Below are 21,896 nucleotides of genomic sequence, written 5' to 3'. Positions count from 1 at the left end.
CATTTCGAAAAGGCCCTAAAAAAAGTACCCTGAAATTATCAAGGCACTTTTTTAGATTATAACACTTTAATTTAGATAAGCTCAGCAATCTTATCCATTCTTTTTAAGAACCACACATTAGGCAATCATCACCTTCCGCTTCTTTAGCTTGAGCAATTAATGCTTTCATTTCTTCTGGTGTCATTGCTTCTCCTTCTACACTACTAGAAGTATTAGCCAACTTAACTGCTGTATCAGCTGCTTTTTGTTGTTTTTGAGCAACACCATCGTTCTCTATAACTTCAACGGTTGCTTTAACGGCAACTGGTTCGGCTTTCTTTTGTTTTGTAACCGTCATTTTCTTTGCGTCTACAGCACTCTTAGATCTTAAGTAGTACATTCCTGTTTTTAAACCACTTTTCCATGCGTAAAAATGCATTGAAGTCAGTTTAGCCATAGTTGCACCTTCCAAGAATAAGTTAAGCGATTGTGATTGATCTATAAAGTAACCACGTTGTCTAGACATATCAATAATGTCTTTCATGCTTAACTCCCATACTGTTTTATATAACTCCTTTATATCTTGAGGAATAATAGCGACGTCTTGCACAGAACCATTAGCTCTCATGATTTCATTTTTAAGATCATCATTCCATAATCCTAAGTCTACTAAATCTTCTAATAAATGCTTGTTTACTACAATAAACTCTCCTGATAATACACGACGCGTATAAATGTTAGACGTGTAAGGCTCAAAACACTCGTTATTCCCTAATATCTGACTAGTCGATGCTGTTGGCATTGGTGCCACTAACAGTGAGTTACGTACGCCATGTTTTTTAACCTCTTTTCTTAATTTATCCCAATCCCAACGACCACTTAAAGTATCTTCTTGGATATTCCATAAATTATGTTGAAATTGACCTTGACTAATTGGAGATCCTTCATACGTTTGGTACGGTCCATCTACTTTTGCTTCTTCCATACTAGCTGTTAATGCAGCATAGTACAGTGTTTCAAAAATATCTTGGTTTAATGATTTTGCTTCATCACTAGTAAAAGGCATACGTAATTTAATAAAAGCATCAGCTAAACCTTGCACACCTAAACCGATTGGTCTGTGACGCATGTTAGAATTTTCTGCTTCTATCACAGGGTAATAATTACGATCAATAACCCTGTTTAAGTTTTTAGTCACACGCTTCGTGATTCTAAATAATTCTTTATGATCAAACTCGCCATTTTTAATAAACATTGGCAAAGCAATAGATGCTAAATTACATACCGCAACCTCATCTTTAGAGGTATACTCCATAATCTCAGTACATAAGTTTGACGACTTAATCGTACCTAAATTTTTCTGGTTAGACTTACGGTTTGCTGCATCTTTATACAACATATAAGGTGTTCCAGTTTCAATTTGAGATTCTAATATTTTCTCCCAAAGTTCACGTGCTTTTATCGACTTACGCCCTTTTCCTTCTGCTTCGTACTTAGTATATAGTGCTTCAAATTCTTCACTATGTACATCTGCTAAACCAGGACATTCGTTTGGACACATTAACGTCCATTCTGCATTTTCCTGCACACGCGCCATAAATAAATCTGGCATCCACATCGCATAAAACAAATCACGTGCACGTAGCTCTTCTGCTCCTGTATTTTTCTTTAAATCTAAGAAACTAAAGATATCTGCATGCCAAGGTTCGATATACATCGCAAAACTTCCTTTACGTTTTCCTCCTCCTTGATCTACGTAACGTGCCGTATCATTAAAGACTTTTAGCATTGGTACAATACCATTACTAGTCCCATTTGTTCCTGCAATATAACTTCCTGTAGCACGTACATTATGAATAGACAATCCAATACCTCCGGCAGATTGTGATATTTTAGCAGTTTGTTTTAAGGTATCATATATCCCATCAATACTATCGTCTTGCATGGCTAATAAAAAGCAAGATGACATTTGTGGTTTTGGTGTTCCTGAATTAAAAAGGGTTGGCGTAGCGTGTGTGAAGTATTTTTTAGACATCAGCTCGTATGTTTCTATCGCCGAGTCTAGATCGTTTAAATGGATTCCAATAGACACACGCATTAACATATGCTGTGGTCTTTCGGCAATTTTCCCATTAAGTTTTAATAAGTACGAACGCTCTAAGGTTTTGAACCCAAAATAGTCATAACTAAAATCACGATTATATATAATAGTAGAGTCTAATTTCTCTTTATTATCCATAATCACTTTGTAAACCTCATCTGACAATAAGGGCGCTTCCTTATCTGTTCTTGGATTTACATATACATACAAATCATGCATCACTTCACTAAACGTCTTTTTAGTGTTTTTGTGAAGGTTTGATACTGAGATACGTGCTGCTAAACGTGCATAATCAGGATGAGATGTCGTCATTGTTGCCGCAACTTCTGCTGCTAAATTATCTAACTCACTAGTAGTTACTCCATCATATAATCCTTCAATAACACGCATGGCCACTTTTAAAGGATCTACAAGTTCATTTAAACCATAGCACAATTTACGCACTCTGGCTGTTATTTTATCGAACATTATCTGTTCCTTTCTTCCGTCTCTTTTGATTACATACATACTTTACATATTTTAATTTCTATCCTGAATCACCATTCAGAATAAGAGTTAACTTATTGGTCTAAACTATAGACTAAGCTGTTTTTCAACACCTTAATTATTTAGGGATTAATTAATTTATTTAGGATTGGGGCAAAAGATTGCCAAGCACTACATACCATGCTAATACAACTTAGTATTCCAATAAAAATTGTTTACGATTAGATGTCGATACTAAAAATCGAAATCCATATTATATTTATCTTCATCGACTTCTTTATTCATAACTCCTGCTTTTTGGTAGTCCCCCACTCTTTTCTCAAAGAAATTGGTTTTACCTTGAAGTGAAATCATCTCCATAAAATCGAATGGATTAGCGGTATTATATACCTTATCGCAACCTAAGTCATCTAAAAGACTATCTGTTACAAACTCAAGATATTGCGTCATTAAATTAGCATTCATACCAATTAAACTTACAGGAAGAGACTCTGTTATAAACTCTCTTTCAATGTTTAAAGCATCAATAATAATTTCTTTAATACGTTCTTTTGGTACTTTATTAACCAAGTGATTTTCGTGTAGATGCACTGCAAAATCACAATGCATTCCTTCGTCACGAGATATTAATTCGTTAGAAAACGTTAAACCGGGCATAATACCACGTTTTTTTAACCAAAAGATAGAACAAAATGATCCTGAAAAGAAAATCCCCTCTACTGCTGCAAACGCAATTAAACGTTCCGCGAAACTTGGAGATTCAATCCATTTAAGTGCCCAATCTGCTTTTTTCTTAATAGCAGGAAAAGTTTCGATTGCATTAAACAACCCATTTTTTTCTTTTTCGTCCTTAACGTAAGTATCAATTAATAAAGAATATGTTTCACTATGTATGTTTTCCATCATAATTTGGAAACCATAAAAGAATTTTGCCTCACTATACTGTACTTCGTTTACAAAGTTTTCAGCTAAATTTTCGTTAACAATTCCATCACTTGCTGCAAAAAAAGCGAGCACGTGTTTGATAAAGTAACGCTCATCATCTGTTAACTTCTCCGTCCAATCTGAAATATCCTGATGTAAATCAATCTCTTCAGCAGTCCAAATACTAGCCATAGATTTTTTATACCACTCCCATAAATCATGGTGTTGGATTGGAAAAATCACGAATCTATCTTTATTCTCTGCTAAAATTGGCTCTACTTCTTGTGACATTATATTGGGTTTATCTATGATTTAAGTTTGCGATTTCTTGCCGTAACTTGGGACCAACAAAGATTGTAAATAATCTATGATTTTAAAAGGTAGTTTGTCCTAAATTTTCTCAAAGTTTTTAACATTGATTGTTGAAATGTGGTGCTACAAGTGGTGGTTGCTGATGTTGTGGAATTATTTAGTTTTTAATAAATTTTTATTCCGAAAATTAAACGAAAAAAAAGTCTGAAATAACAAAAAAATTCACTAATTTATAACTCCTTTTTTATGCTAATTTTTAGAAATTCGCAATATACTGACGCTTAAACATAAAGAAAGTTTTATAGTAAGAATTCCCGCTCACACCTCTAAAGGTCAGCAACATATACAAGTCAAAAATTCACAAAACAGTCATTTTAACGAACCTAAACATATTAAAATGATTATATTTTATGAATTTACACGTGAAATATTTATTGATTAGCTGCCTTAATAAAAACAATTATTAAATTAGAAAATAACAGCCCTCAATCTCAACGTCAGATTTACTTTACAAAACAAGAAACAGACGGCAAATAAGACATTAATCACCTCTTTTTTTTAGTTATATAGTAAAGACAAAAACACCCTCTATTACCTCGACATTTTACTAGCAACTTTCTCTAATTCGGTATACCAATCTTCCCCAAATTTTCTAATTAAAGCTTCTTTTACAAATTTATAAACTGGCACTTGCAATTCTTTACCCAAAGAACAGGCATCGTCACAAATGTCCCATTTATCATAATTAACTGCAGAAAACTCAGTATACTCCTTAACTCTAATTGGGTACAAATGACAAGAAACTGGTTTTTTCCAATCCACCTCACCATCGTTATAGACTTGTTCTATAGCACAAAGCGCTGTTTTTTTATCGTCAAAAATAACATAAGCACATTCTGCCCCATTAACTAAAGGTGTTTCAAGATCTCCAAAACCAGTAACAATAGAGGTCCCTTGCGCCTCAATAGCTGCAATCCCCTCATCACGCAAATAAGGTTTCACCTTAGGGTAAATATCTTTTAAAATCTGTGACTCCTCTTTACTTAAAGGCGCACCTGCATCTCCTTCAACACAACACGCCCCCTTGCATGCAGACAAGTTGCAGACAAAGTCTTTTTCTATTATTGCTTCAGACACTATTGTTTTACCTAATTGAAACATACTATATCTTAATTATTTTTGAACAAAGATAAAGCATCTAGCCAAAGTAGGACACATTTATCTAAAAACAAGAAACTAACTATCAGTTTAATATTGTACTTCAATGAATTAAGCCTACTTTTGCCGAAAATTTTAAGATAATTTAAATTATAAAATCATGACTATAAATTTTAAAGAAATATTTACGGTATTCATGGTTCTTTTTGCTGTCATCGACATTGTTGGTAACATTCCAATAATCATTGATTTACGCAAAAAAGTAGGACATATACAAAGTGAAAAAGCGTCTATTATTGCTGGAACCATATTAATTGCTTTCCTTTTTTTAGGAAACAGCATACTTGAACTAATTGGTATTAATGTCAGCTCTTTTGCGGTAGCGGGTTCTTTTATTTTATTTTTTATTGCGTTAGAAATGATATTAGGCATTACCTTATATAAAGAGGAAGAAACCAACCCAATAACAGCTTCTGTATTTCCTTTAGCTTTTCCATTAATTGCAGGACCGGGAAGCTTAACAACCTTATTATCTTTACGTGCAGAATACGACATCAAAAACATCATTATAGCCGTTATACTTAACGTACTTGTTATTTATTTTGTCCTAAAAACATCTAGACGCATAGAGCGCTTGATTGGACAAAACGGAATAAACATTATCAGAAAAGTATTTGGTGTCATATTGTTAGCCATAGCTGTAAAACTGTTTACAGACAATATCAAAGTTCTTTTAGCCTAATTTTTGTATTTTTACAAAAAAAATAATCATGAAATCATTCATATATATTATAACCTTTTTAGCGGCCGCTTTAATTATTTACAATGCTACACAACTTAATTTCTCAGCACTATTTGACAAAGAAAGTATTGTTGCATTGATCACTATTTTGGCGTCACTTTGCGCTATTGCATTAGTACAAATTTTAAGAATTTCTAAAAAAATAGAAGCTAAAACGAGACGTTAATGTCATTTGATACTTTAATAATTGGCGGTGGCGCAGCTGGCTTATCTTGCGCTTTAGTTTTAGGATCTGGATTAAGCAAACCATTTGCTGATGGTAAAAAGGTTGCCATAATTACTCATCAAAAAACCTCACATTTACAAAACGCACTGTTTAATAACGTTTTAGGACTAAAACCTGGCACTTTAGGAAAAAATATTTTAAACGATGGAAAACTCCAATTAGCTAATTTGTATCCAAAAGTCATACAAATTGACAATGAAAAAGTCGAAGAAATTACAGATTCTGAATTTGGATTTAAAGTCACTACTAACAAAACAACTTACATTTCAAAACGTGTGGTTATAGCTGTAGGCTATACTAATTTACTGAATATAAAAGGACTAGAAAGTTACATCAAAGCACACCCAAAAGCTGCTATAGAAAAAGACAGAATTTGGCTAGAGAACACCGATCACTTAATTAAAGACAATCTATATGTTGCTGGAACCTTAGCTGGTTGGAGAAGCCAATTTGCTATTGCTTCTGGAAGCGGAGCACATGTTGCTACAGATATCTTAACTCTTTGGAATAACGGAAAGCATACCAAAATACATGATAAACATTAATTATTGGATGACTGGCTTAGCTCCACAACCTTATCGATCATAACATCATGTTTATTTAATATTTTATAATAAGCACCAAAACCATACAATTGCTCTCCCAAAGTCGCTTTTAAATAATACTTAACCTCATCCTTATAGGCAACAAAAACAATATTTGACCTTGTTTTCAGCTTCAAAAAGTCTTCTAAAGCGCTTACAACGTCATCGCTCACTGTAAAGTTTTCAAAAAACTCTTCTCTCGACATATCATTATAAGCTTCTCGTTCTTTCTCTAATTCCTCAAAAATAAAATTATTCAAATAGCCCCTTCTTTCTAAAAAAGTCAACGTTTCATTTTGCATTTGTGTATCATACGGTACAAAAACATCAGGAATTATACCCCCTCCACCATACACGACTTTTCCTTTTGGCGTAGTAAACTTTAAAGAGTCGGACACTTCTATTTTTTTCTCATCCAATAACTCCCCTCTATTTAAACGATCTGCAAAATCATCGTAATAATCGGTATTACCACTTGCGTAAGACCGTTGAATAGAACGACCTGTTGGTGTATAATATTTAGAAACCGTTAAACGCACTGCGCTTCCATCTCCTAAAGTCATTTCACGCTGTACTAAACCCTTTCCATAAGACCGCCTTCCAACGATCGTCCCTTTATCATTATCTTGTAAGGCACCAGCAACAATCTCTGAAGCAGAAGCCGAATTCTCGTCAATCATAACATAAACATGGCCTTTTTCAAAATCACCTTTTTTTGTTGCGTAACTACGATCTTCTTTACCTTTTTTATTTCTTGTATATACAATTAACTTATCGTCTTCTAAAAATTCGTCTATAATATTTACAGCGATCTCCAAAAACCCACCAGGATTCCCTCTCAAATCCAACGCCAAATCAGTAGCACCTTCTTCTTTTAATTTTACTAAAGCTTTTTTAAACTCCTTATAAGTACTTTCAGCAAAACGATTAATTTTTATATACCCCAAATTATCAGTCAGCATATAAGCGGCATCTACACTTTTAATAGCCACCTCGTCTCTTGTGACATTAAAGGTCAACAATCTAGGTTCTCCTTTTCTAAACACTTTTAGTAACAACTTAGAATAACGCTCCCCTTTAAGTTTATCGACAAGTGTATCATTATTATATCCACCACCCAAAAGCGACTCTCCATTAGCTGATACAATCCTATCACCACCTACAATCCCTACCAGCGCACTTGGCCCGTTTTCGATCGTTTTGATAACGGTAATTGTATCTTTAAACGTGTAAAAATTTATCCCAATCCCCACAAACTTACCTTTCATATTCTCGGTAACCTTTTGCATATCTTCTTTAGGAATATATACAGAATGGGGATCTAAATTATTCAAAATACCATTAACCGTTACATCAACGATACTATCGGTATTAACCTCTTCAACATACTCGTAATCAATGTAATCAATAAGTCTATTTAACTTATCTTTTTTACTATTAGATGTAAATAACTTATCCGATGTGTCTCCAAAATTCAACTTACCTCCAATAAAAATCCCTGCCGCTATTGCGGCACCAATGATAAATGGAAAATATATTTTGGTTTTAGTCATTACTCTTCTAATTCTTGAATTAATTGCAATTCTATGCCTGCTTTCTCTAAAAATTTAAGACCAGAATCATCTTTATAACCTTGATTATATACCACACGGATAATACCCGCCTGATGTATTAATTTACTACAGTCTTTACAAGGCGACATCGTGATATACAATGTAGCACCTTTGCACGATTGGGTGGAAGAGGCAACTTTTAAAATTGCATTTGCCTCAGCATGTAATACATACCATTTTGTATAGCCCTCATCATCTTCACAAAAATTCTCAAAACCACTAGGCGTACCATTATAACCATCGGATATTATCATCCTATCCTTGACTATTAAAGCACCAACTTGCCTACGCTTACAAGAAGATAATTTTCCCCATTCCGTAGCAATTCTTAGATAAGCTTTATCGTATTTTAGTTGTTTTTGTTGTGACATATTTAGTTAAATAGAAATGAAAACACGCCCAAAGACACGTTTGAATACTAACGAAGATACTCGCTTCATATTTCAATTACAATTCTAAATAACAAGTTTTATGAAAACTTTAGTGAAAATTAATTTAAAAAAGGACTATTTAGAAGCATCGGAATGACCAATCCAATGACTATCGCAGAAATTACCATAACCCAATCACGTTTAGAGAACCTAAATACTGTTTGAAAAATGTAACCTAAGAAAAGAATTATAAAAACAATTATAATTTGTGCTATTTCAATACCTAAAGCAAACTCGACCAATCTAAGTAATTTGCTATCTCCTTTATCCAGGCTCATTCTAAATTCTCTTGCAAAACCAAATCCGTGAACCAATCCAAAAAACAATGTAGAAACAAATAATAGGCCTATTTTCTGACTTTTAGCTGTTTTTCCCGCAGTAAACACATTATAAATCGCTACAATAAAAATGGTAATTGGTATTAGAAACTCGATTAAATTACCATCTATTTTTACCATCCCATAGCTTGCTAATACTAAAGAAATAGTATGCCCGACGGTAAACATGGTTACCAACAAAAATACACGCTTCCAATCATTAAAAAGATAAGGAACAGCTAAAACTATTAAAAACAAAACATGATCATAAGCATTAATATCTAATACATGATTAATACCATATTGCACATGTATCCAAAAGTCTTGAAGCATAAATATTTAAGTTTTAGGGTTGCCGTAAAGATACATAAAAACAAAAATGCTTTGCAAACTCAAATCATTTTTGGATGTTAAAAAAAAGGATTTCGCAAAAAACTATAAAGTATAATGATAGTTTGGTAAATTTGAACCCAGAATTATATTATTTAAATGAAATTATACCCTTTAAAATTCCAACCCATTTATAAACATAAATTATGGGGAGGTGAAAAACTAAAGACCGAACTTGGTAAAAATTTTACCGACAAAAACATTGGTGAATCTTGGGAGATTTCTGATGTCAAAAATGATGAAAATACAGTTTTAGAAGGGCCTTTAAAAGGGTTTACACTAAAACAACTGATCAAACAATACAAAAGCGATTTCTTAGGAGAATCTGTTTACAACGATTTTGGCAACAATTTTCCATTATTAATTAAATTTATTGATGCCAAAACACCGTTATCGATACAAGTACATCCAAGTAATGCTATTTCACAAAAACGTCATAACTCATTTGGAAAAAATGAGATGTGGTATGTTATGCAGGCTGAAAAAGAAGCAGAATTAATTGTTGGGTTTAAAAAAGAAATCACCACCAATGAATATGAAACATATCTAAAAAATAACACTATACTAGAAGTGATGCATCACGAACTAGTAAGTAAAGGTGACACATTTCATATACCAACAGGACTGGTCCATGCCATTGGCTCCGGCGTATTACTTGCTGAAATACAACAAACTTCTGATATCACCTATCGCATATATGATTACGACAGGATAGAAGAAAACACAGGCTTAAAAAGAGAATTACACACAGAACTAGCTAAAGATGTTATTGATTTTTCTGTGCATAAGAAATACAAAACCAACTATAAAACAGTCAAAAACGAATCTAACACTTTGGTGCATTCCCCCTATTTTAAAACAAACTTCTTACAAGTTGAAGGCGTTTTTAAAAAAGACTATTCATCCTTAGATTCTTTTATTATTTACATTTGCGTCGACGGAAGTATAACTATAGAGTGGAAAAACGAAACCTTTACTCTAAAAAAAGGAGAAACTATATTACTCCCTGCAACTATTAAAAACATTTCTTTATCTTCCACTTCTTGCCAATTGCTAGAAGTCTATTTATAATTAAAGCTATGAAAAAAATCACATTAAAAGACATTGCTATTCACTTTAGTGTTTCCATTTCGACCGTTTCGAAAGCACTAAACGATAGCCCAGAAATAAGTAAAGCTACCGCAGAGGATATCAAAGCATACGCAAAAGAAATAAACTACACCCCAAATTTTAATGCACTAAGTTTAAAAAACCAACGGACTAAAACAATTGGTATCATTATTCCTAATATGCTTAATTATTATTTCGCGCAAGTTTTAAAAGGTATAGAAAAAATAGCAACACAAAAAGGCTATAAAATTATCACTTGTATATCCAATGAGTCTCTACAAAAAGAAATAGAAACTATACAAATGCTGTCTACCGGTGTTGTTGATGGTTTCATACTATCTGTTGCAGAAGAAACAGAAACACAAAAAGACTATAGTCATTTTAGTTCATGTATTGAAAAAGAAATCCCCTTAGTCATGTTCGACCGCGTTGTAGAGGACATTAATTGCGACAAGGTTATTACAAACGACTTTATGGCCTCTGTAAATGCCGTTAATTACTTAAAAAATAAAGGTTGTAAAAAAATAGCCTTTGTTGGTGCAAACATGGACTTAAGTGTTGGTAAACTAAGATACGAAGGCTACTTAGCTGGTTTAAAAAACAATAACCTTGACAAGGATGACGACATCATTATTACAACACATGAAATGTATTATAAAAATCATGAAGCAGTTGTAAAACCTTTATTCGACCATACATTTGATGCCTTAATTGCCTCAAATGAATCTGTTGCAATTGCTGCTTTAAAAATGGCACAAGAAAAAAGAATAAAAATACCACAAGATGTATCTGTCTTAGCATTTTCTAACGGAATTCTAGCGAGACATTCAAACCCACGATTAACCACTATTAGTCAACATGGTGAAATTATAGGAGAAAAAGCAGCCACTTTGCTAATAAACAAACTTAAAAACAAAATTACCACCACCACAACTGAAACTGTTGAGACCGATATAGTGATAAGAGATTCTTCTAAATAAAAGTTTCAAAAACAAAAAACCTTCAACTTTTATAAGATTGAAGGTTGTATTTGTACTCAAGGCGGGAATCGAACCCGCACTCCGAAGAATCGGATTTTGAATCCGACGCGTCTACCAATTCCGCCACTTGAGCAATTTTGATTTTACAAAAATAAATATATTTTGGACAAATCCTTTAAAAATCGCCGCTAATATCATCTAAACATGAAAAATTATAGTAAATTTGCACCTCATTAAAAATAACGTAGTGTAAAAACCTACCTAACAACAGATTAACAATGCCAAATACAAAGCCAGAAGCTAAAATATTTTCAATTACGCAAAGTAAAGCTTTAGCAAAGAAAATTGCTGCTGCTTACGGGTCTGATTTAGGTAAAGTAATTACTTCGACTTATAGTGATGGAGAATTCCAACCATCATATGAAGAATCTATTAGAGGAGCACGTATTTTCATTATTGGATCAACTAATCCAAGTTCTGAAAATTTAATGGAAATGTTGTTAATGATTGATGCAGCAAAACGCGCATCTGCAAGACACATTACTGCTGTATTACCTTACTTTGGTTGGGCTAGACAAGACCGTAAAGACAAACCGAGAGTACCCATTGCTGCAAAATTAGTAGCTAAAATGTTGGAAACAGCTGGTGCGACTAGAATTGTAACCATGGATTTACATGCTGATCAAATACAAGGTTTTTTCGAAAAGCCTGTTGATCATTTATTTGCCTCAACGATCTTTTTACCATACTTAAAAGAATTGAATCTTGACAACCTAACAATTGCCTCTCCTGACATGGGAGGATCAAAACGTGCATATGCCTATTCTAAAGCATTAGAAAGTGATGTCGTGATATGTTATAAACAACGTGCTAAAGCCAATGTTATTTCTCACATGGAATTAATTGGAGATGTAACTGGTAAAAATGTAGTTTTAGTTGATGATATGGTAGACACTGCTGGAACATTAACAAAAGCAGCTGATTTAATGATGGAGCGTGGCGCACTTAGTGTAAGAGCTATCTGTACACATCCAATTTTATCAGGAGATGCTTATCAACGTATAGAGGATTCTAAATTGGAAGAACTAATAGTTACCGACTCTATTCCTCTTAGACAAGAAAGCAAAAAAATAAAAGTATTAAGTTGTGCCGATTTATTTGCAGAGGTAATGCAAAACGTACATTATAATAAATCGATTAGCTCTAAGTTTTTAATGTAATACTTAGTTAGCAAAATAAAATTAGAATTCAAATAATTAAATATAAATAAAAATGAAGTCAATTACAATCAACGGATCCAAAAGAGAAAGCGTGGGCAAAAAAGTAACACAAGCCTTACGTAATGCTGGTCAGGTTCCTTGCGTATTATACGGAGGAGACAACCAAGTGCATTTCTCAGCAGCAGAATTAGCCTTCTCAAAACTTGTATACACACCAAATGCGCATACAGTTGTTATTGAGTTAGAAAGTGGTGAAAAATTTGATGCTATCTTACAAGATATCCAATTTCACCCTGTAACAGATAGAATCTTACACGTAGATTTCTACCAAACATTTGCTGACAAAGAAGTAACTATGGATATTCCATTAAACTTTATTGGAAACCCTCGTGGTGTTAGAAATGGTGGTGTTTTACGTAAAAATACACGTAGCTTAAGAGTTAAAGCTGTACCAGGAAACTTACCTGATTTTATAGATGTAAATATTGAAGATCTTAAGATTGGAAATAAACTTTACATTACCGCTTTAGCTACTGATGATTTTACTTTTATGCATCCTGATAATACGGTTGTATGTTTAGTAAGACGTTCTAGAGCAGCAATTACAGTAGACGAAGATGATGAAGAAGGAGAAGCAGAAGGTGCAGATGCAGCAGAAGCGACTCAAGAATAATATCTTTATTCAAATAATAAAAAAAGCATTCTGTTAATTCAGGATGCTTTTTTTATTTTTACAAAAAAAATAAACACACATTATGTTTGATTGGATTATTAACTTTTTTAAAATTAATAAGGCGGTCACTATTGAAGAACAAGACCCTATGAAAAAATTTCTAATTGTTGGCTTAGGAAATATTGGAACAAAGTATCACCATACACGTCATAACATAGGCTTTAAAATATTGGACTTTTTAGTCGAAAAAGAAGACGTAACTTTCGAAACTCAAAAACTAGGAGACCTTGCTACTTTTAGATTTAAAGGGCGCACATTTATACTTCTCAAACCTAGCACTTACATGAATTTAAGTGGAAAGGCTATATTATATTGGTTAACTAAAGAAAAAATCCCATTAGAAAACCTACTTGTCATTACAGATGACTTAAATCTACCTTTTGGAAGCTTAAGAATAAAAACAAAAGGAAGTGATGGTGGTCACAATGGATTAAAAGACACTCAAGACAAATTAAACACCACTAAATACAATCGTTTTAGATTTGGGATTAGCGATGCATTTAGCACAGGAAGACAAGTGGACTACGTATTAGGAGAATGGGAAGAGGAAGAAAACAAAAAACTACCAGAACGCTTAGAAAAAGCAGCAGAAGTTATAAAATCTTTTGGAACGGCAGGAATAAATAATACCATGAATACTTATAATGGTAAATAAAAAAAGGAAGCTAAAATAGCTTCCTTTTTTTATTATGTGATAAACACTCTTCTATCTAACTAATAATTTCTTAGTTATTGTAGATCTACCATCTGTTACCTTCAGTAAGTACAATCCAGATTCGACATTATCTAACTTGATCGTTTGATTAAAATCATTTGAATTTGCAAAAGAATTTGTGTAAACACGTCTACCTCTTACATCATAAACAATAACATTTAAATTACTATTTAAGTTATTATTCTTTATAGCAATAACAAATTCTCCGTTATTTGGATTAGGATAAACATTAAAATTGCTGATGTTTTCAAAATCAGAAGTAGATAATGATTCCGTTACATTTACAGTGTAATCTTCAACTTCCGCATCATGTCCATTTTCACAAGAACCAGACGCTGATGAATACTTAGTAGTGACACGCATAGTCGTCGCTCCTAAGACCGCATCCGTAGGCACCATAACACTAAGCCCTGAATTACTTGCTGGCCCATCTGCAACCCCATTTGCACTACCTAAATCATAAGTTTCGTCAGATTCAAAAATACAATTTTGATTCCAATCGATCCAAACACTAGTGACACACGTGTAAGCCCCGTCAGTATTTTGATTCACTGTAATTGGATAAGTGGATCCCGTAAGTACATCTGTAACCTGAGTTGCTGTAGGGCTAACTCTATAATCACTGTAACCTGCTGGTTTTGCTGATGCATTATCAATATCCCCAAACTGAACTAGAGTTGTACCTGTATCATAGGTTGTAGTAGCAACTGAAGCGCATATCCCATCGATAATAGTTAACGGTAAATCTACAGCCTTAGTTTGACTCGCAGAAACACCTGTTACCGTGATGACATAATCTCCTGCTGTTGCTCCCGCTAAACCAGAAACACTAACAACAGTACTACCATCTGCATTTAAACTCGCTGGTGAAAATACAGCTGTTACAGGTAAAGCAGGACTAAAAGCAGCTGTAAAATTAGTCGTTTCTGAAAACCCATTTACCGTAAACATTTCAATAGTATAATCTATTGCATCTGCAGTACAAATAATTTGAGAACCAGAAGTATTATTTAGAACAAAAGAGGGCGTGTTACTGATTGGAAACACATCTGATAAAGCATAAAAAATATTATCTGCAGCTTCTACCATTATTCTTGCATTATTTGTGTCTGCAATTGTAGGAACCACAATTGTTTCAGAACCATCATTTGCTACACCAGAAGCCAAGGTTGTTGGAAAAGTTAAACCTCCATCCGTAGAAAATTTGATATTAACTGTTTGGCAATTAATAATTGCTCCATTTGATATCCCAACGTTCCAAGTTAGTGTCTGATTACTTCCAGAACCCCAAGCCGGTGGAGAAACAATAGTAAAAGGCTGATCTCCCACGACATTAACAGCCATTAAATCGGCGTCAGTCTGACCAATACCATTAGCAAAACCACTTGCATTATCTCTCACTATAAAAGAAAAATTCATAGTTCTAGCTACTGCTGGAGTGACCTCCCATGTTGGCGTCAAATTTCCTGCAACAACATCACTATAACTAGGCATAAATCGATCTGGTGATGCCGTAGGATTTATAGATCTATACATTGGTCCTGTTGTCCAATTCGGTTGTGGCGCTCCGTCTGTTGGTGCTTGAGATGCATCATTTGGAGCCCAATTATAAGTTAAACTAGCTAATCCATCTGGATCTGTAGCAGATCCTCTTAGCACGAAAGCTGTACTTGGCGGTATAGAATAATTATCACCTGCATCCGCAACTGGAGGCTGATTAGTCAGTGCCATAGTTGCACCACAATCACTAGTTCCTCCTGGTTGAATATTTTCAGATATATCCCTAATATTTACATAATTAAAATGAGCATCACTATTTGACTGTACGTTAGTCGTACAAATACCAGCATATCCCATAATAGAACTACCTGATGCTGGCTCAACTTCTGTTGTACCATTACCTGAACGACTACATGTATTCATGGTATGATATCCATCAAATTGATGCCCCATTTCATGTGCTACATAATCGATATCAAATGGATCTCCCGTTGGATTAGGTCTACCTGTATATCCTCTACCTTTTTGATTACCCCCGTAAGGTGCAGCCCCATCTAAACACACACAACCTAAACAACCAGCACTACCTCCTCCAGAGGTATTAAAATTATGTCCAATATCATACAGACTTTCATCATTTAATGTCGTTGAAATTGTTTCTTGTGTTTTAGTATTAAACTCTGCATTCCATGGATCCGTAGCAGCATCATAATATATTAATTCATCATTACGATTTATAAAAACTAAAGTAATTGCCAAATCTCTTTCATAAACTTCATTTACCCTGTTAATAGTAATAGCCATTTGAGCCTGTATATTCTGCTTTTTTTGAGCATCCGTTCCTGTTCCCGCAAATATTGCTCCATATTCTCCATTACAGGACTGTGCTAAACGATATGTACGTAATTGCATATCATCTGTATCCGCCCTCCTATCCGAAGTCTCATTTTTCAATGATCTTAATTCAACATTTTGATCTGTTAAACATTCAAAACCTTGTAAATCTTGCCCTAAAGCACTTCTCTCATAAACAATATAAAAATCGTTTGTTTTAGTATATGGATCAATAAATAAAGATCCTCTGTTTCCAGATAGCGACATTGTATGCAACCCAAATTGCGTTAAACTAAAACGCATAGTCGCTGTTGGATCATCTACACCTACAGCCTTATAGGTCTTTATCATCGGATTTTTAGCCGCTAATTCCGGCTCCATAATTGGCGCTTCCGACACACTAAAACGTTCTAATTCCCCCTCAGTATTGGGAAAATAAGCAAATACATTTGACTTCCCTAAATTCTCTCCTCTAACAGGTGCATTAACAATAGCTTGTTTAAGCTTATCCACATTTAAAGAAAAAATCTGATAATCTGAAGGAAAAGATGCTCGGCGAACTTTTTCAAGACCTACAACTTTACTTTCGGATGATTTAATCCAATAGTCCTGTTGAGCATATGACAACGTGCACACAAACATGGTTAATGCGCCTAAAAAATTGAGTAATAGTTTTTTCATGATATAGATAGTGTAAAATTTCCACTAAAATAATAAGAATATTGTTAAATATATAAAAAAAACACACCTAACTTCTTAAAGTTAACAGACTCATTCTTATAATCCACATAAATTACTGTCCCAAACGAAAAGAAACATAACAAAAGAACTATTCAAGTTTTCAAAGCTGAATACCTTACTAAATTTGATAATTTGATAAAACCAAAGCAAATAAATTCATTAATAATAATAATAATAATAACTCATACTGTTTTAATACTCCTGTGATCATCCATGTATATCACATAAAAAATATAAATATATTAAGAAGCACAACTAATAAAAACAAACCATACGCACGCATTACCGCGTATCCAAACACTTCCGCAAGTCAAAAAACGACCAATTTATTCAGACTTTAGGCTTGCTGCAACGTTCACAAACGGATTAACTGGAACTATTTTTTTTGGTAAACAAACCGTTTTTCTATCTGTTGGAGACTTCGAATTAGCTAATTCACTTTCAATTTATCCTAATCCTACTGTTAGTGCTTTAACCATAAAAGTAGATAACAAGGATTTACCAGATGCGTATCAAGTTTATAACATGCTTGGACAGTTAGTTACTAAAGGTCAAATTAATAATAGCCAAGACTTAACAATAGATACTACACCGTTTAGTAACGGTATGTATTTTATTAAAATCTCAAAAACGGGTAATTCAATAACACTACCTTTTATTAAGAAATAAAAAAGTATTTTTAAATAACTTAAAAGCCAATTGATTTTATTCAATTGGCTTTTTTACTTTTGTAAAATAACAACGACTCATTGAAAACAAATCAGAAGCAACATACCGTACTAACCATAGGCACATTTGACGGTGTACATATTGGACACCAAAAAATCATAAAACGATTAGTTGAAGTTGCTACTATCAAAGATTTAAAGCCGTCTTTACTAACTTTTTTCCCACACCCTAGAATGGTGCTACAAAAAGACGCCAACATTAAACTTATCAATACGATTAGCGAAAAAGAACAGCTTTTAAAACGTTTTGGGATTACCAATCTTGTTGTTAAAAAATTTACTAAAGACTTTTCTAGACTAACAGCAGAAGTTTATGTGGAAGACATTATAGTAAATCAGCTAAAATCCAAGTATGTTATCATTGGTTATGACCATCATTTTGGTCGTAACAGAAATGCCAATATTGAGGATTTAAAACAATTTGGAATTAATTTTGATTTTGAAGTTGAAGAAATATCAATGCAAGACATTGACGATGTCGCCATATCATCTACAAAAATAAGAAGCGCTTTAACCGAAGGTGACATAAAAACAGCTAATAGCTATTTAGGCTATCATTTTATGCTAACTGGAACTATTATAAAAGGAAAAGGTTTAGGCAAAACTATAGACTACCCAACCGCTAACTTACACATTGAAGAATCATACAAACTAATTCCGAAACAGGGTGTTTATGTCGTTAAAGCTTTAATTGACGACAGGGTACAATTTGGAATGATGAATATTGGAAATAATCCAACAGTGAATGGGCAATCTCAAACTATTGAAACTCATTTTTTTAATTACAACCAATCGCTTTACGGCAAAAAGCTAAGTATAGAACTATTACAAAGACTTAGAGACGAACAAAAATTTGATGGTTTAGAAAAGTTAACAAAACAATTAGACAAAGACAAAATTCAAGCTCAAGAATTCTTAAAACAATATGCTTAACACCTTTCTTTTTAAACGCATTGATAATAGTGCATTAATAGTTTTTAGAATTATTTTTGGTCTACTTTGTTTTTTAGAATCCGTTGGTGCCATTTTTACAGGGTGGGTAAAATACACTTTAATAGACCCTAAATTCACCTTTAATTTTATAGGCTTAGACTTTTTACAGCCATTACCTGGTTATTGGATGTACGTTTACTACTCCATAATGGGACTTTTTGGGTTACTTATAATGGTTGGTTATAAATACAGGCTAAGCATAATTGCCTTTACCACCATGTGGACTTGCACCTACCTAATGCAAAAAGCATCCTACAACAATCATTACTATTTATTGTGTTTATTAAGCACAATAATGCTGTTTCTACCAGCTAACACCTATGCCTCCGTAGATGCCAAGTTAAACCCAAGTATCAAAAAAATAAGCATGCCTAGCTGGTGTAAGTGGATATTTGTTATCCAACTTTTTATAATGTACACCTACGCATCTGTTGCCAAGTTTTACCCAGACTGGTTAGATTTAACCGTTCCAAAACAACTCATGCAAGGCAAAGAAAACTATCCTATTATAGGCAGTGGCTTACAACATCCTTTTTTTCCATATCTAGTAGGTTATGGCGGAATCCTATATGATGCCCTAATCATTCCTTTTCTACTGTTCAAACCCACAAGAAAACTTGCTTTTATAGGGTCCATATTTTTTCACTTATTTAATTCCATTGTATTTGGTGTTGGCATATTTCCTTATTTAGCATTAGCTTTTTCATTGTTCTTCTTCGAGCCAGAAACAGTGAAAAATATCTTTTTAAAAAGCAAAACGTATTACAGTCAAGCCGAAATTAAGGTTTTGAACTACAAGCCTTATCTTATTACAGTAGCCAGTATTTATATAGCCATTCAAGTTATCCTACCTATTAGACATCATTTTATTGACGATAACGTCCTGTGGACTGAAGAAGGGCACCGTTTATCATGGCGTATGATGCTTAGATCAAAATCAGGATTTGCAACCTATAAAGTTGTTGACAAAAACACTAACAAAACAACTATTATAAACCTTAATGATTATTTGTCTAAAAAACAAAAACGTATGATTGCCACAAAACCAGATGTTATTTGGCAATTTGCACAACATTTAAAAAAAGAGTTTAAAGCCAAAGGTAAAGATGTATCTGTATATGTAAACTGTAAGGCTAGCGTTAATGGCAGACCATTTACAACTTTGGTTAATCCTCAAATAGATTTGACCACAATCCAGTGGAATACATTTAATCACAGCCAATGGCTATTACCATCGCAATTAGATAAATAATTTATTTCTATCTACACAAAATCTTACTACTTTTACAACTTATAATTTGAAGTTACCCTTTAGCGTTAAGGTTTACTTTCTTATATCAAAAAAAATATAAACATGTGTTACTACCTTGTTTAAAAAGATATAACAAAAAACACCTGACCTTTAGATAACAACCAAAACAAAACCTATGTTACAAGTACCATTTATTAGAGAAAACAAAGATTTAGTAATCAGCAGACTTGCAGTCAGAAATATTGATGCTACTGCAATGATTGAAGAGGTGATAAATTTAGATGAAGAGCGTCGTGCTTTACAAACTAAATTAGATGCAATACTAGCAGAATCCAATGCTATCTCTAAAGAAATTGGTATTTTATATAAATCCGGTCAAGCCGAAAAAGCAAATGCTTTAAAAAAGAAAACAGCTGATTTTAAGGAAGAATCTAAGGAATTAAACGACCAGTTAACAACGACTGCCGAAGCTTTAAACCAAGCACTTTACAAAATACCAAATATCCCACATGCGTCTGTACCTAAGGGTAACAGCGAAGCGGATAACGAAGAGGTGTTTTCTGAAGGTGAGATTCCTAAATTACATAATGGCGCATTACCACACTGGGAATTAGCTAAAAAATATGACATTATAGATTTTGAGTTAGGTACAAAAATCGCTGGTGCAGGTTTTCCTGTTTACAAAGGTAAAGGCGCTAGATTACAACGTGCTTTAATTGCTTACTTTTTAGACAAAAATACCGCTGCGGGTTACCAAGAGGTGCAAGTACCACATTTAGTTAATGAAGCATCAGCCTTTGCTACTGGTCAATTACCAGATAAAGATGGACAAATGTATCACGCCACAAATGTTACTCCTAGTTTATATTTAATTCCAACAGGAGAAGTACCGGCTACAAACATTTTTAGAAATGACTTAATAGACGAAAAAGACTTACCTAAGTGTTTGACAACCTACACACCGTGCTTTAGAGTAGAAGCTGGTAGTTATGGTGCACACGTGCGTGGATTAAATCGTTTACACCAATTTGATAAAGTAGAAATTTTACGCGTAGAACATCCTGACAATTCGTACAAAGCATTAGACGGTATGGTTGATCATGTAAAAGCAATACTTAACGAATTAAAATTACCTTTCAGAATCTTAAGACTTTGTGGTGGTGATACTGGGTTTACTTCTGCTTTAACTTTTGATTTTGAAGTCTTTTCTACAGCGCAAGACCGTTGGTTAGAAATCTCAAGTGTTTCAAATTTTGAAACTTTTCAAGCTAACCGTTTAAAACTGCGATTTAAAAACAGTGATGGTAAAAACGAATTAGCACACACCTTAAACGGTAGTTCTCTAGCGTTACCAAGAGTATTAGCTGGTATTTTAGAAAATTATCAAACGGAAGATGGTATAAAAATACCTGACGTTTTAATTCCTTATACTGGTTTTGAATACATTAACTAATAGCATGTAGGATTTATCTTAGTGTTTTGTGTAAAATAACCGATTAAACGTTAAAAAAAACGTTGTTTAACGTTCTTTTATCTGTTTTCCTTTGTTAATAGATAAAAAAAACTTTAATTTGTTATCCCAACAACCTACTAATTATGAAAACTATTGCAAGACTCTTGATTTTCGCAGTCCTTTTAACTGTTATGGTAAAAGTTTTAGATAAAAACACAGACCAAACTAACAGTAGTAAAGATACGATAGCGCAGGCAAAACAATAAAATATAAATTACCTAGATACCCCAATCAAGTAATTGAATCTTATATTG

General features: G+C 33.5%; 20 protein-coding genes and 1 tRNA gene. 13 read left to right on the top strand and 8 right to left on the bottom strand.

Annotation, left to right across the window (positions count from 1 at the left end; translation table 11 throughout):
• Positions 1-103: 103 nt before the first annotated feature.
• The 3 genes from H0I26_RS05030 to H0I26_RS05020 form a co-directional block, all read right to left on the bottom strand.
• Positions 104-2,587, bottom strand: a complete 2,484-nt coding sequence (locus tag H0I26_RS05030) for a ribonucleoside-diphosphate reductase subunit alpha (protein ID WP_218701289.1) — start codon at positions 2,585-2,587, stop codon at positions 104-106.
• Positions 2,588-2,800: 213 nt separating this feature from the next.
• On the bottom strand, positions 2,801-3,781 hold the full coding sequence (locus H0I26_RS05025; protein WP_218701288.1) for a ribonucleotide-diphosphate reductase subunit beta: 981 nt from the start codon (positions 3,779-3,781) through the stop codon (positions 2,801-2,803).
• Between the two features lie 612 nt (positions 3,782-4,393).
• Positions 4,394-4,963 (bottom strand): DUF3109 family protein, encoded by a 570-nt coding sequence (locus H0I26_RS05020; protein ID WP_218701287.1) that lies wholly within the window; start codon positions 4,961-4,963, stop codon positions 4,394-4,396.
• 157 nt (positions 4,964-5,120) lie between these two features.
• Here H0I26_RS05020 and H0I26_RS05015 point away from each other — a divergent pair, with 157 nt between their 5' ends.
• From H0I26_RS05015 to H0I26_RS05005, 3 genes are read left to right on the top strand one after another with little or no spacing between them, the layout of a single operon-like run.
• On the top strand, positions 5,121-5,702 hold the full coding sequence (locus tag H0I26_RS05015) for a MarC family protein (protein ID WP_101016495.1): 582 nt from the start codon (positions 5,121-5,123) through the stop codon (positions 5,700-5,702).
• 28 nt (positions 5,703-5,730) lie between these two features.
• Complete coding sequence (locus H0I26_RS05010) at positions 5,731-5,928, top strand: hypothetical protein (RefSeq protein ID WP_218701286.1); 198 nt, start codon at positions 5,731-5,733, stop codon at positions 5,926-5,928.
• The gene (locus H0I26_RS05005; RefSeq protein WP_218701285.1) at positions 5,928-6,533 is read left to right on the top strand and encodes an FAD-dependent oxidoreductase; all 606 of its coding nucleotides are present in this window, start codon (positions 5,928-5,930) and stop codon (positions 6,531-6,533) included. Before H0I26_RS05010 ends, H0I26_RS05005 begins: the two co-directional genes overlap by 1 nt.
• Here H0I26_RS05005 and H0I26_RS05000 read toward each other — a convergent pair.
• From H0I26_RS05000 to H0I26_RS04990, 3 genes are all read right to left on the bottom strand, one after another.
• Positions 6,530-8,125, bottom strand: coding sequence for a S41 family peptidase (locus tag H0I26_RS05000; RefSeq protein WP_218701284.1), 1,596 nt, complete (start codon positions 8,123-8,125; stop codon positions 6,530-6,532). The two genes, H0I26_RS05005 and H0I26_RS05000, sit on opposite strands and share 4 nt — an antisense overlap.
• The gene (locus tag H0I26_RS04995) at positions 8,125-8,556 is read right to left on the bottom strand and encodes a deoxycytidylate deaminase (RefSeq protein ID WP_218701283.1); all 432 of its coding nucleotides are present in this window, start codon (positions 8,554-8,556) and stop codon (positions 8,125-8,127) included. The genes H0I26_RS05000 and H0I26_RS04995 overlap by 1 nt, the downstream gene beginning before the upstream one ends.
• Positions 8,557-8,675: 119 nt before the next feature.
• Positions 8,676-9,266 (bottom strand): HupE/UreJ family protein, encoded by a 591-nt coding sequence (locus H0I26_RS04990; protein WP_136582627.1) that lies wholly within the window; start codon positions 9,264-9,266, stop codon positions 8,676-8,678.
• 156 nt (positions 9,267-9,422) lie between these two features.
• On the opposite strand from H0I26_RS04990, the gene H0I26_RS04985 reads away from it, so the two are divergent.
• Entirely contained in the window at positions 9,423-10,394 is a 972-nt protein-coding gene (locus tag H0I26_RS04985; protein ID WP_218701282.1) for a type I phosphomannose isomerase catalytic subunit, read from the top strand.
• Between the two features lie 8 nt (positions 10,395-10,402).
• Positions 10,403-11,413, top strand: a complete 1,011-nt coding sequence (locus H0I26_RS04980) for a LacI family DNA-binding transcriptional regulator (RefSeq protein WP_218701281.1) — start codon at positions 10,403-10,405, stop codon at positions 11,411-11,413.
• Positions 11,414-11,466: 53 nt separating this feature from the next.
• Here H0I26_RS04980 and H0I26_RS04975 read toward each other — a convergent pair.
• A tRNA-Leu gene (locus H0I26_RS04975) sits at positions 11,467-11,546 on the bottom strand.
• A 145-nt stretch (positions 11,547-11,691) separates the two neighbouring features.
• Between H0I26_RS04975 and H0I26_RS04970 the strand changes: the two genes are divergently transcribed.
• The 3 genes from H0I26_RS04970 to pth all read left to right on the top strand — a co-directional run bounded on the left by H0I26_RS04970 (position 11,692) and on the right by pth (position 14,021).
• A complete protein-coding gene (locus H0I26_RS04970; protein ID WP_136582629.1) occupies positions 11,692-12,633 on the top strand; it encodes a ribose-phosphate pyrophosphokinase in 942 nt (313 codons plus the stop codon).
• Positions 12,634-12,685: 52 nt separating this feature from the next.
• Positions 12,686-13,306, top strand: a complete 621-nt coding sequence (locus tag H0I26_RS04965) for a 50S ribosomal protein L25/general stress protein Ctc (RefSeq protein ID WP_218701280.1) — start codon at positions 12,686-12,688, stop codon at positions 13,304-13,306.
• An 82-nt stretch (positions 13,307-13,388) separates the two neighbouring features.
• Positions 13,389-14,021: an aminoacyl-tRNA hydrolase gene (pth, locus tag H0I26_RS04960; RefSeq protein ID WP_218701279.1), complete on the top strand. Its 633-nt coding sequence runs from the start codon at positions 13,389-13,391 to the stop codon at positions 14,019-14,021.
• Positions 14,022-14,072: 51 nt separating this feature from the next.
• On the opposite strand, the gene H0I26_RS04955 is transcribed toward pth, so the two are convergent.
• A complete protein-coding gene (locus H0I26_RS04955; RefSeq protein ID WP_218701278.1) occupies positions 14,073-17,096 on the bottom strand; it encodes a reprolysin-like metallopeptidase in 3,024 nt (1,007 codons plus the stop codon).
• A gap of 318 nt (positions 17,097-17,414) precedes the next feature.
• On the opposite strand from H0I26_RS04955, the gene H0I26_RS19900 reads away from it, so the two are divergent.
• The 5 genes from H0I26_RS19900 (at position 17,415) to H0I26_RS19670 (ending at position 21,848) form a co-directional block, all read left to right on the top strand.
• A complete protein-coding gene (locus H0I26_RS19900; RefSeq protein WP_218702040.1) occupies positions 17,415-17,825 on the top strand; it encodes a T9SS type A sorting domain-containing protein in 411 nt (136 codons plus the stop codon).
• 80 nt (positions 17,826-17,905) lie between these two features.
• Positions 17,906-18,817 (top strand): bifunctional riboflavin kinase/FAD synthetase, encoded by a 912-nt coding sequence (locus tag H0I26_RS04945; RefSeq protein ID WP_218701277.1) that lies wholly within the window; start codon positions 17,906-17,908, stop codon positions 18,815-18,817.
• On the top strand, positions 18,810-20,129 hold the full coding sequence (locus H0I26_RS04940; RefSeq protein WP_218701276.1) for an HTTM domain-containing protein: 1,320 nt from the start codon (positions 18,810-18,812) through the stop codon (positions 20,127-20,129). Before H0I26_RS04945 ends, H0I26_RS04940 begins: the two co-directional genes overlap by 8 nt.
• Positions 20,130-20,304: 175 nt before the next feature.
• A complete protein-coding gene (serS, locus tag H0I26_RS04935) occupies positions 20,305-21,582 on the top strand; it encodes a serine--tRNA ligase (RefSeq protein ID WP_218701275.1) in 1,278 nt (425 codons plus the stop codon).
• A 143-nt stretch (positions 21,583-21,725) separates the two neighbouring features.
• Entirely contained in the window at positions 21,726-21,848 is a 123-nt protein-coding gene (locus tag H0I26_RS19670) for a hypothetical protein (protein WP_256935265.1), read from the top strand.
• The last annotated feature ends 48 nt before the right edge of the window (positions 21,849-21,896 follow it).

It is taken from the genome of Olleya sp. HaHaR_3_96, assembly GCF_019278545.1.
Taxonomy (GTDB): domain Bacteria; phylum Bacteroidota; class Bacteroidia; order Flavobacteriales; family Flavobacteriaceae; genus Olleya.
This window is presented reverse-complemented; position numbering and strand designations above follow the sequence as displayed.

Excerpts from the sequence above, each read along its gene's own strand:
- H0I26_RS19670 (WP_256935265.1), top strand. The coding sequence starts at position 21,726 with ATGAAAACTATTGCAAGACTCTTGATTTTCGCAGTCCTTTTAACTGTT.
- H0I26_RS05000 (WP_218701284.1), bottom strand. The coding sequence starts at position 8,125 with ATGACTAAAACCAAAATATATTTTCCATTTATCATTGGTGCCGCAATA.
- H0I26_RS05025 (WP_218701288.1), bottom strand. The coding sequence starts at position 3,781 with ATGTCACAAGAAGTAGAGCCAATTTTAGCAGAGAATAAAGATAGATTC.
- H0I26_RS04970 (WP_136582629.1), top strand. The coding sequence starts at position 11,692 with ATGCCAAATACAAAGCCAGAAGCTAAAATATTTTCAATTACGCAAAGT.
- H0I26_RS05010 (WP_218701286.1), top strand. The coding sequence starts at position 5,731 with ATGAAATCATTCATATATATTATAACCTTTTTAGCGGCCGCTTTAATT.
- H0I26_RS04990 (WP_136582627.1), bottom strand. The coding sequence starts at position 9,266 with ATGCTTCAAGACTTTTGGATACATGTGCAATATGGTATTAATCATGTA.
- H0I26_RS04955 (WP_218701278.1), bottom strand. The coding sequence starts at position 17,096 with ATGAAAAAACTATTACTCAATTTTTTAGGCGCATTAACCATGTTTGTG.
- H0I26_RS04995 (WP_218701283.1), bottom strand. The coding sequence starts at position 8,556 with ATGTCACAACAAAAACAACTAAAATACGATAAAGCTTATCTAAGAATT.
- H0I26_RS04980 (WP_218701281.1), top strand. The coding sequence starts at position 10,403 with ATGAAAAAAATCACATTAAAAGACATTGCTATTCACTTTAGTGTTTCC.
- H0I26_RS05015 (WP_101016495.1), top strand. The coding sequence starts at position 5,121 with ATGACTATAAATTTTAAAGAAATATTTACGGTATTCATGGTTCTTTTT.
- H0I26_RS05005 (WP_218701285.1), top strand. The coding sequence starts at position 5,928 with ATGTCATTTGATACTTTAATAATTGGCGGTGGCGCAGCTGGCTTATCT.
- H0I26_RS04965 (WP_218701280.1), top strand. The coding sequence starts at position 12,686 with ATGAAGTCAATTACAATCAACGGATCCAAAAGAGAAAGCGTGGGCAAA.
- serS (WP_218701275.1), top strand. The coding sequence starts at position 20,305 with ATGTTACAAGTACCATTTATTAGAGAAAACAAAGATTTAGTAATCAGC.
- H0I26_RS04940 (WP_218701276.1), top strand. The coding sequence starts at position 18,810 with ATGCTTAACACCTTTCTTTTTAAACGCATTGATAATAGTGCATTAATA.
- H0I26_RS05030 (WP_218701289.1), bottom strand. The coding sequence starts at position 2,587 with ATGTATGTAATCAAAAGAGACGGAAGAAAGGAACAGATAATGTTCGAT.
- pth (WP_218701279.1), top strand. The coding sequence starts at position 13,389 with ATGTTTGATTGGATTATTAACTTTTTTAAAATTAATAAGGCGGTCACT.
- H0I26_RS04985 (WP_218701282.1), top strand. The coding sequence starts at position 9,423 with ATGAAATTATACCCTTTAAAATTCCAACCCATTTATAAACATAAATTA.
- H0I26_RS05020 (WP_218701287.1), bottom strand. The coding sequence starts at position 4,963 with ATGTTTCAATTAGGTAAAACAATAGTGTCTGAAGCAATAATAGAAAAA.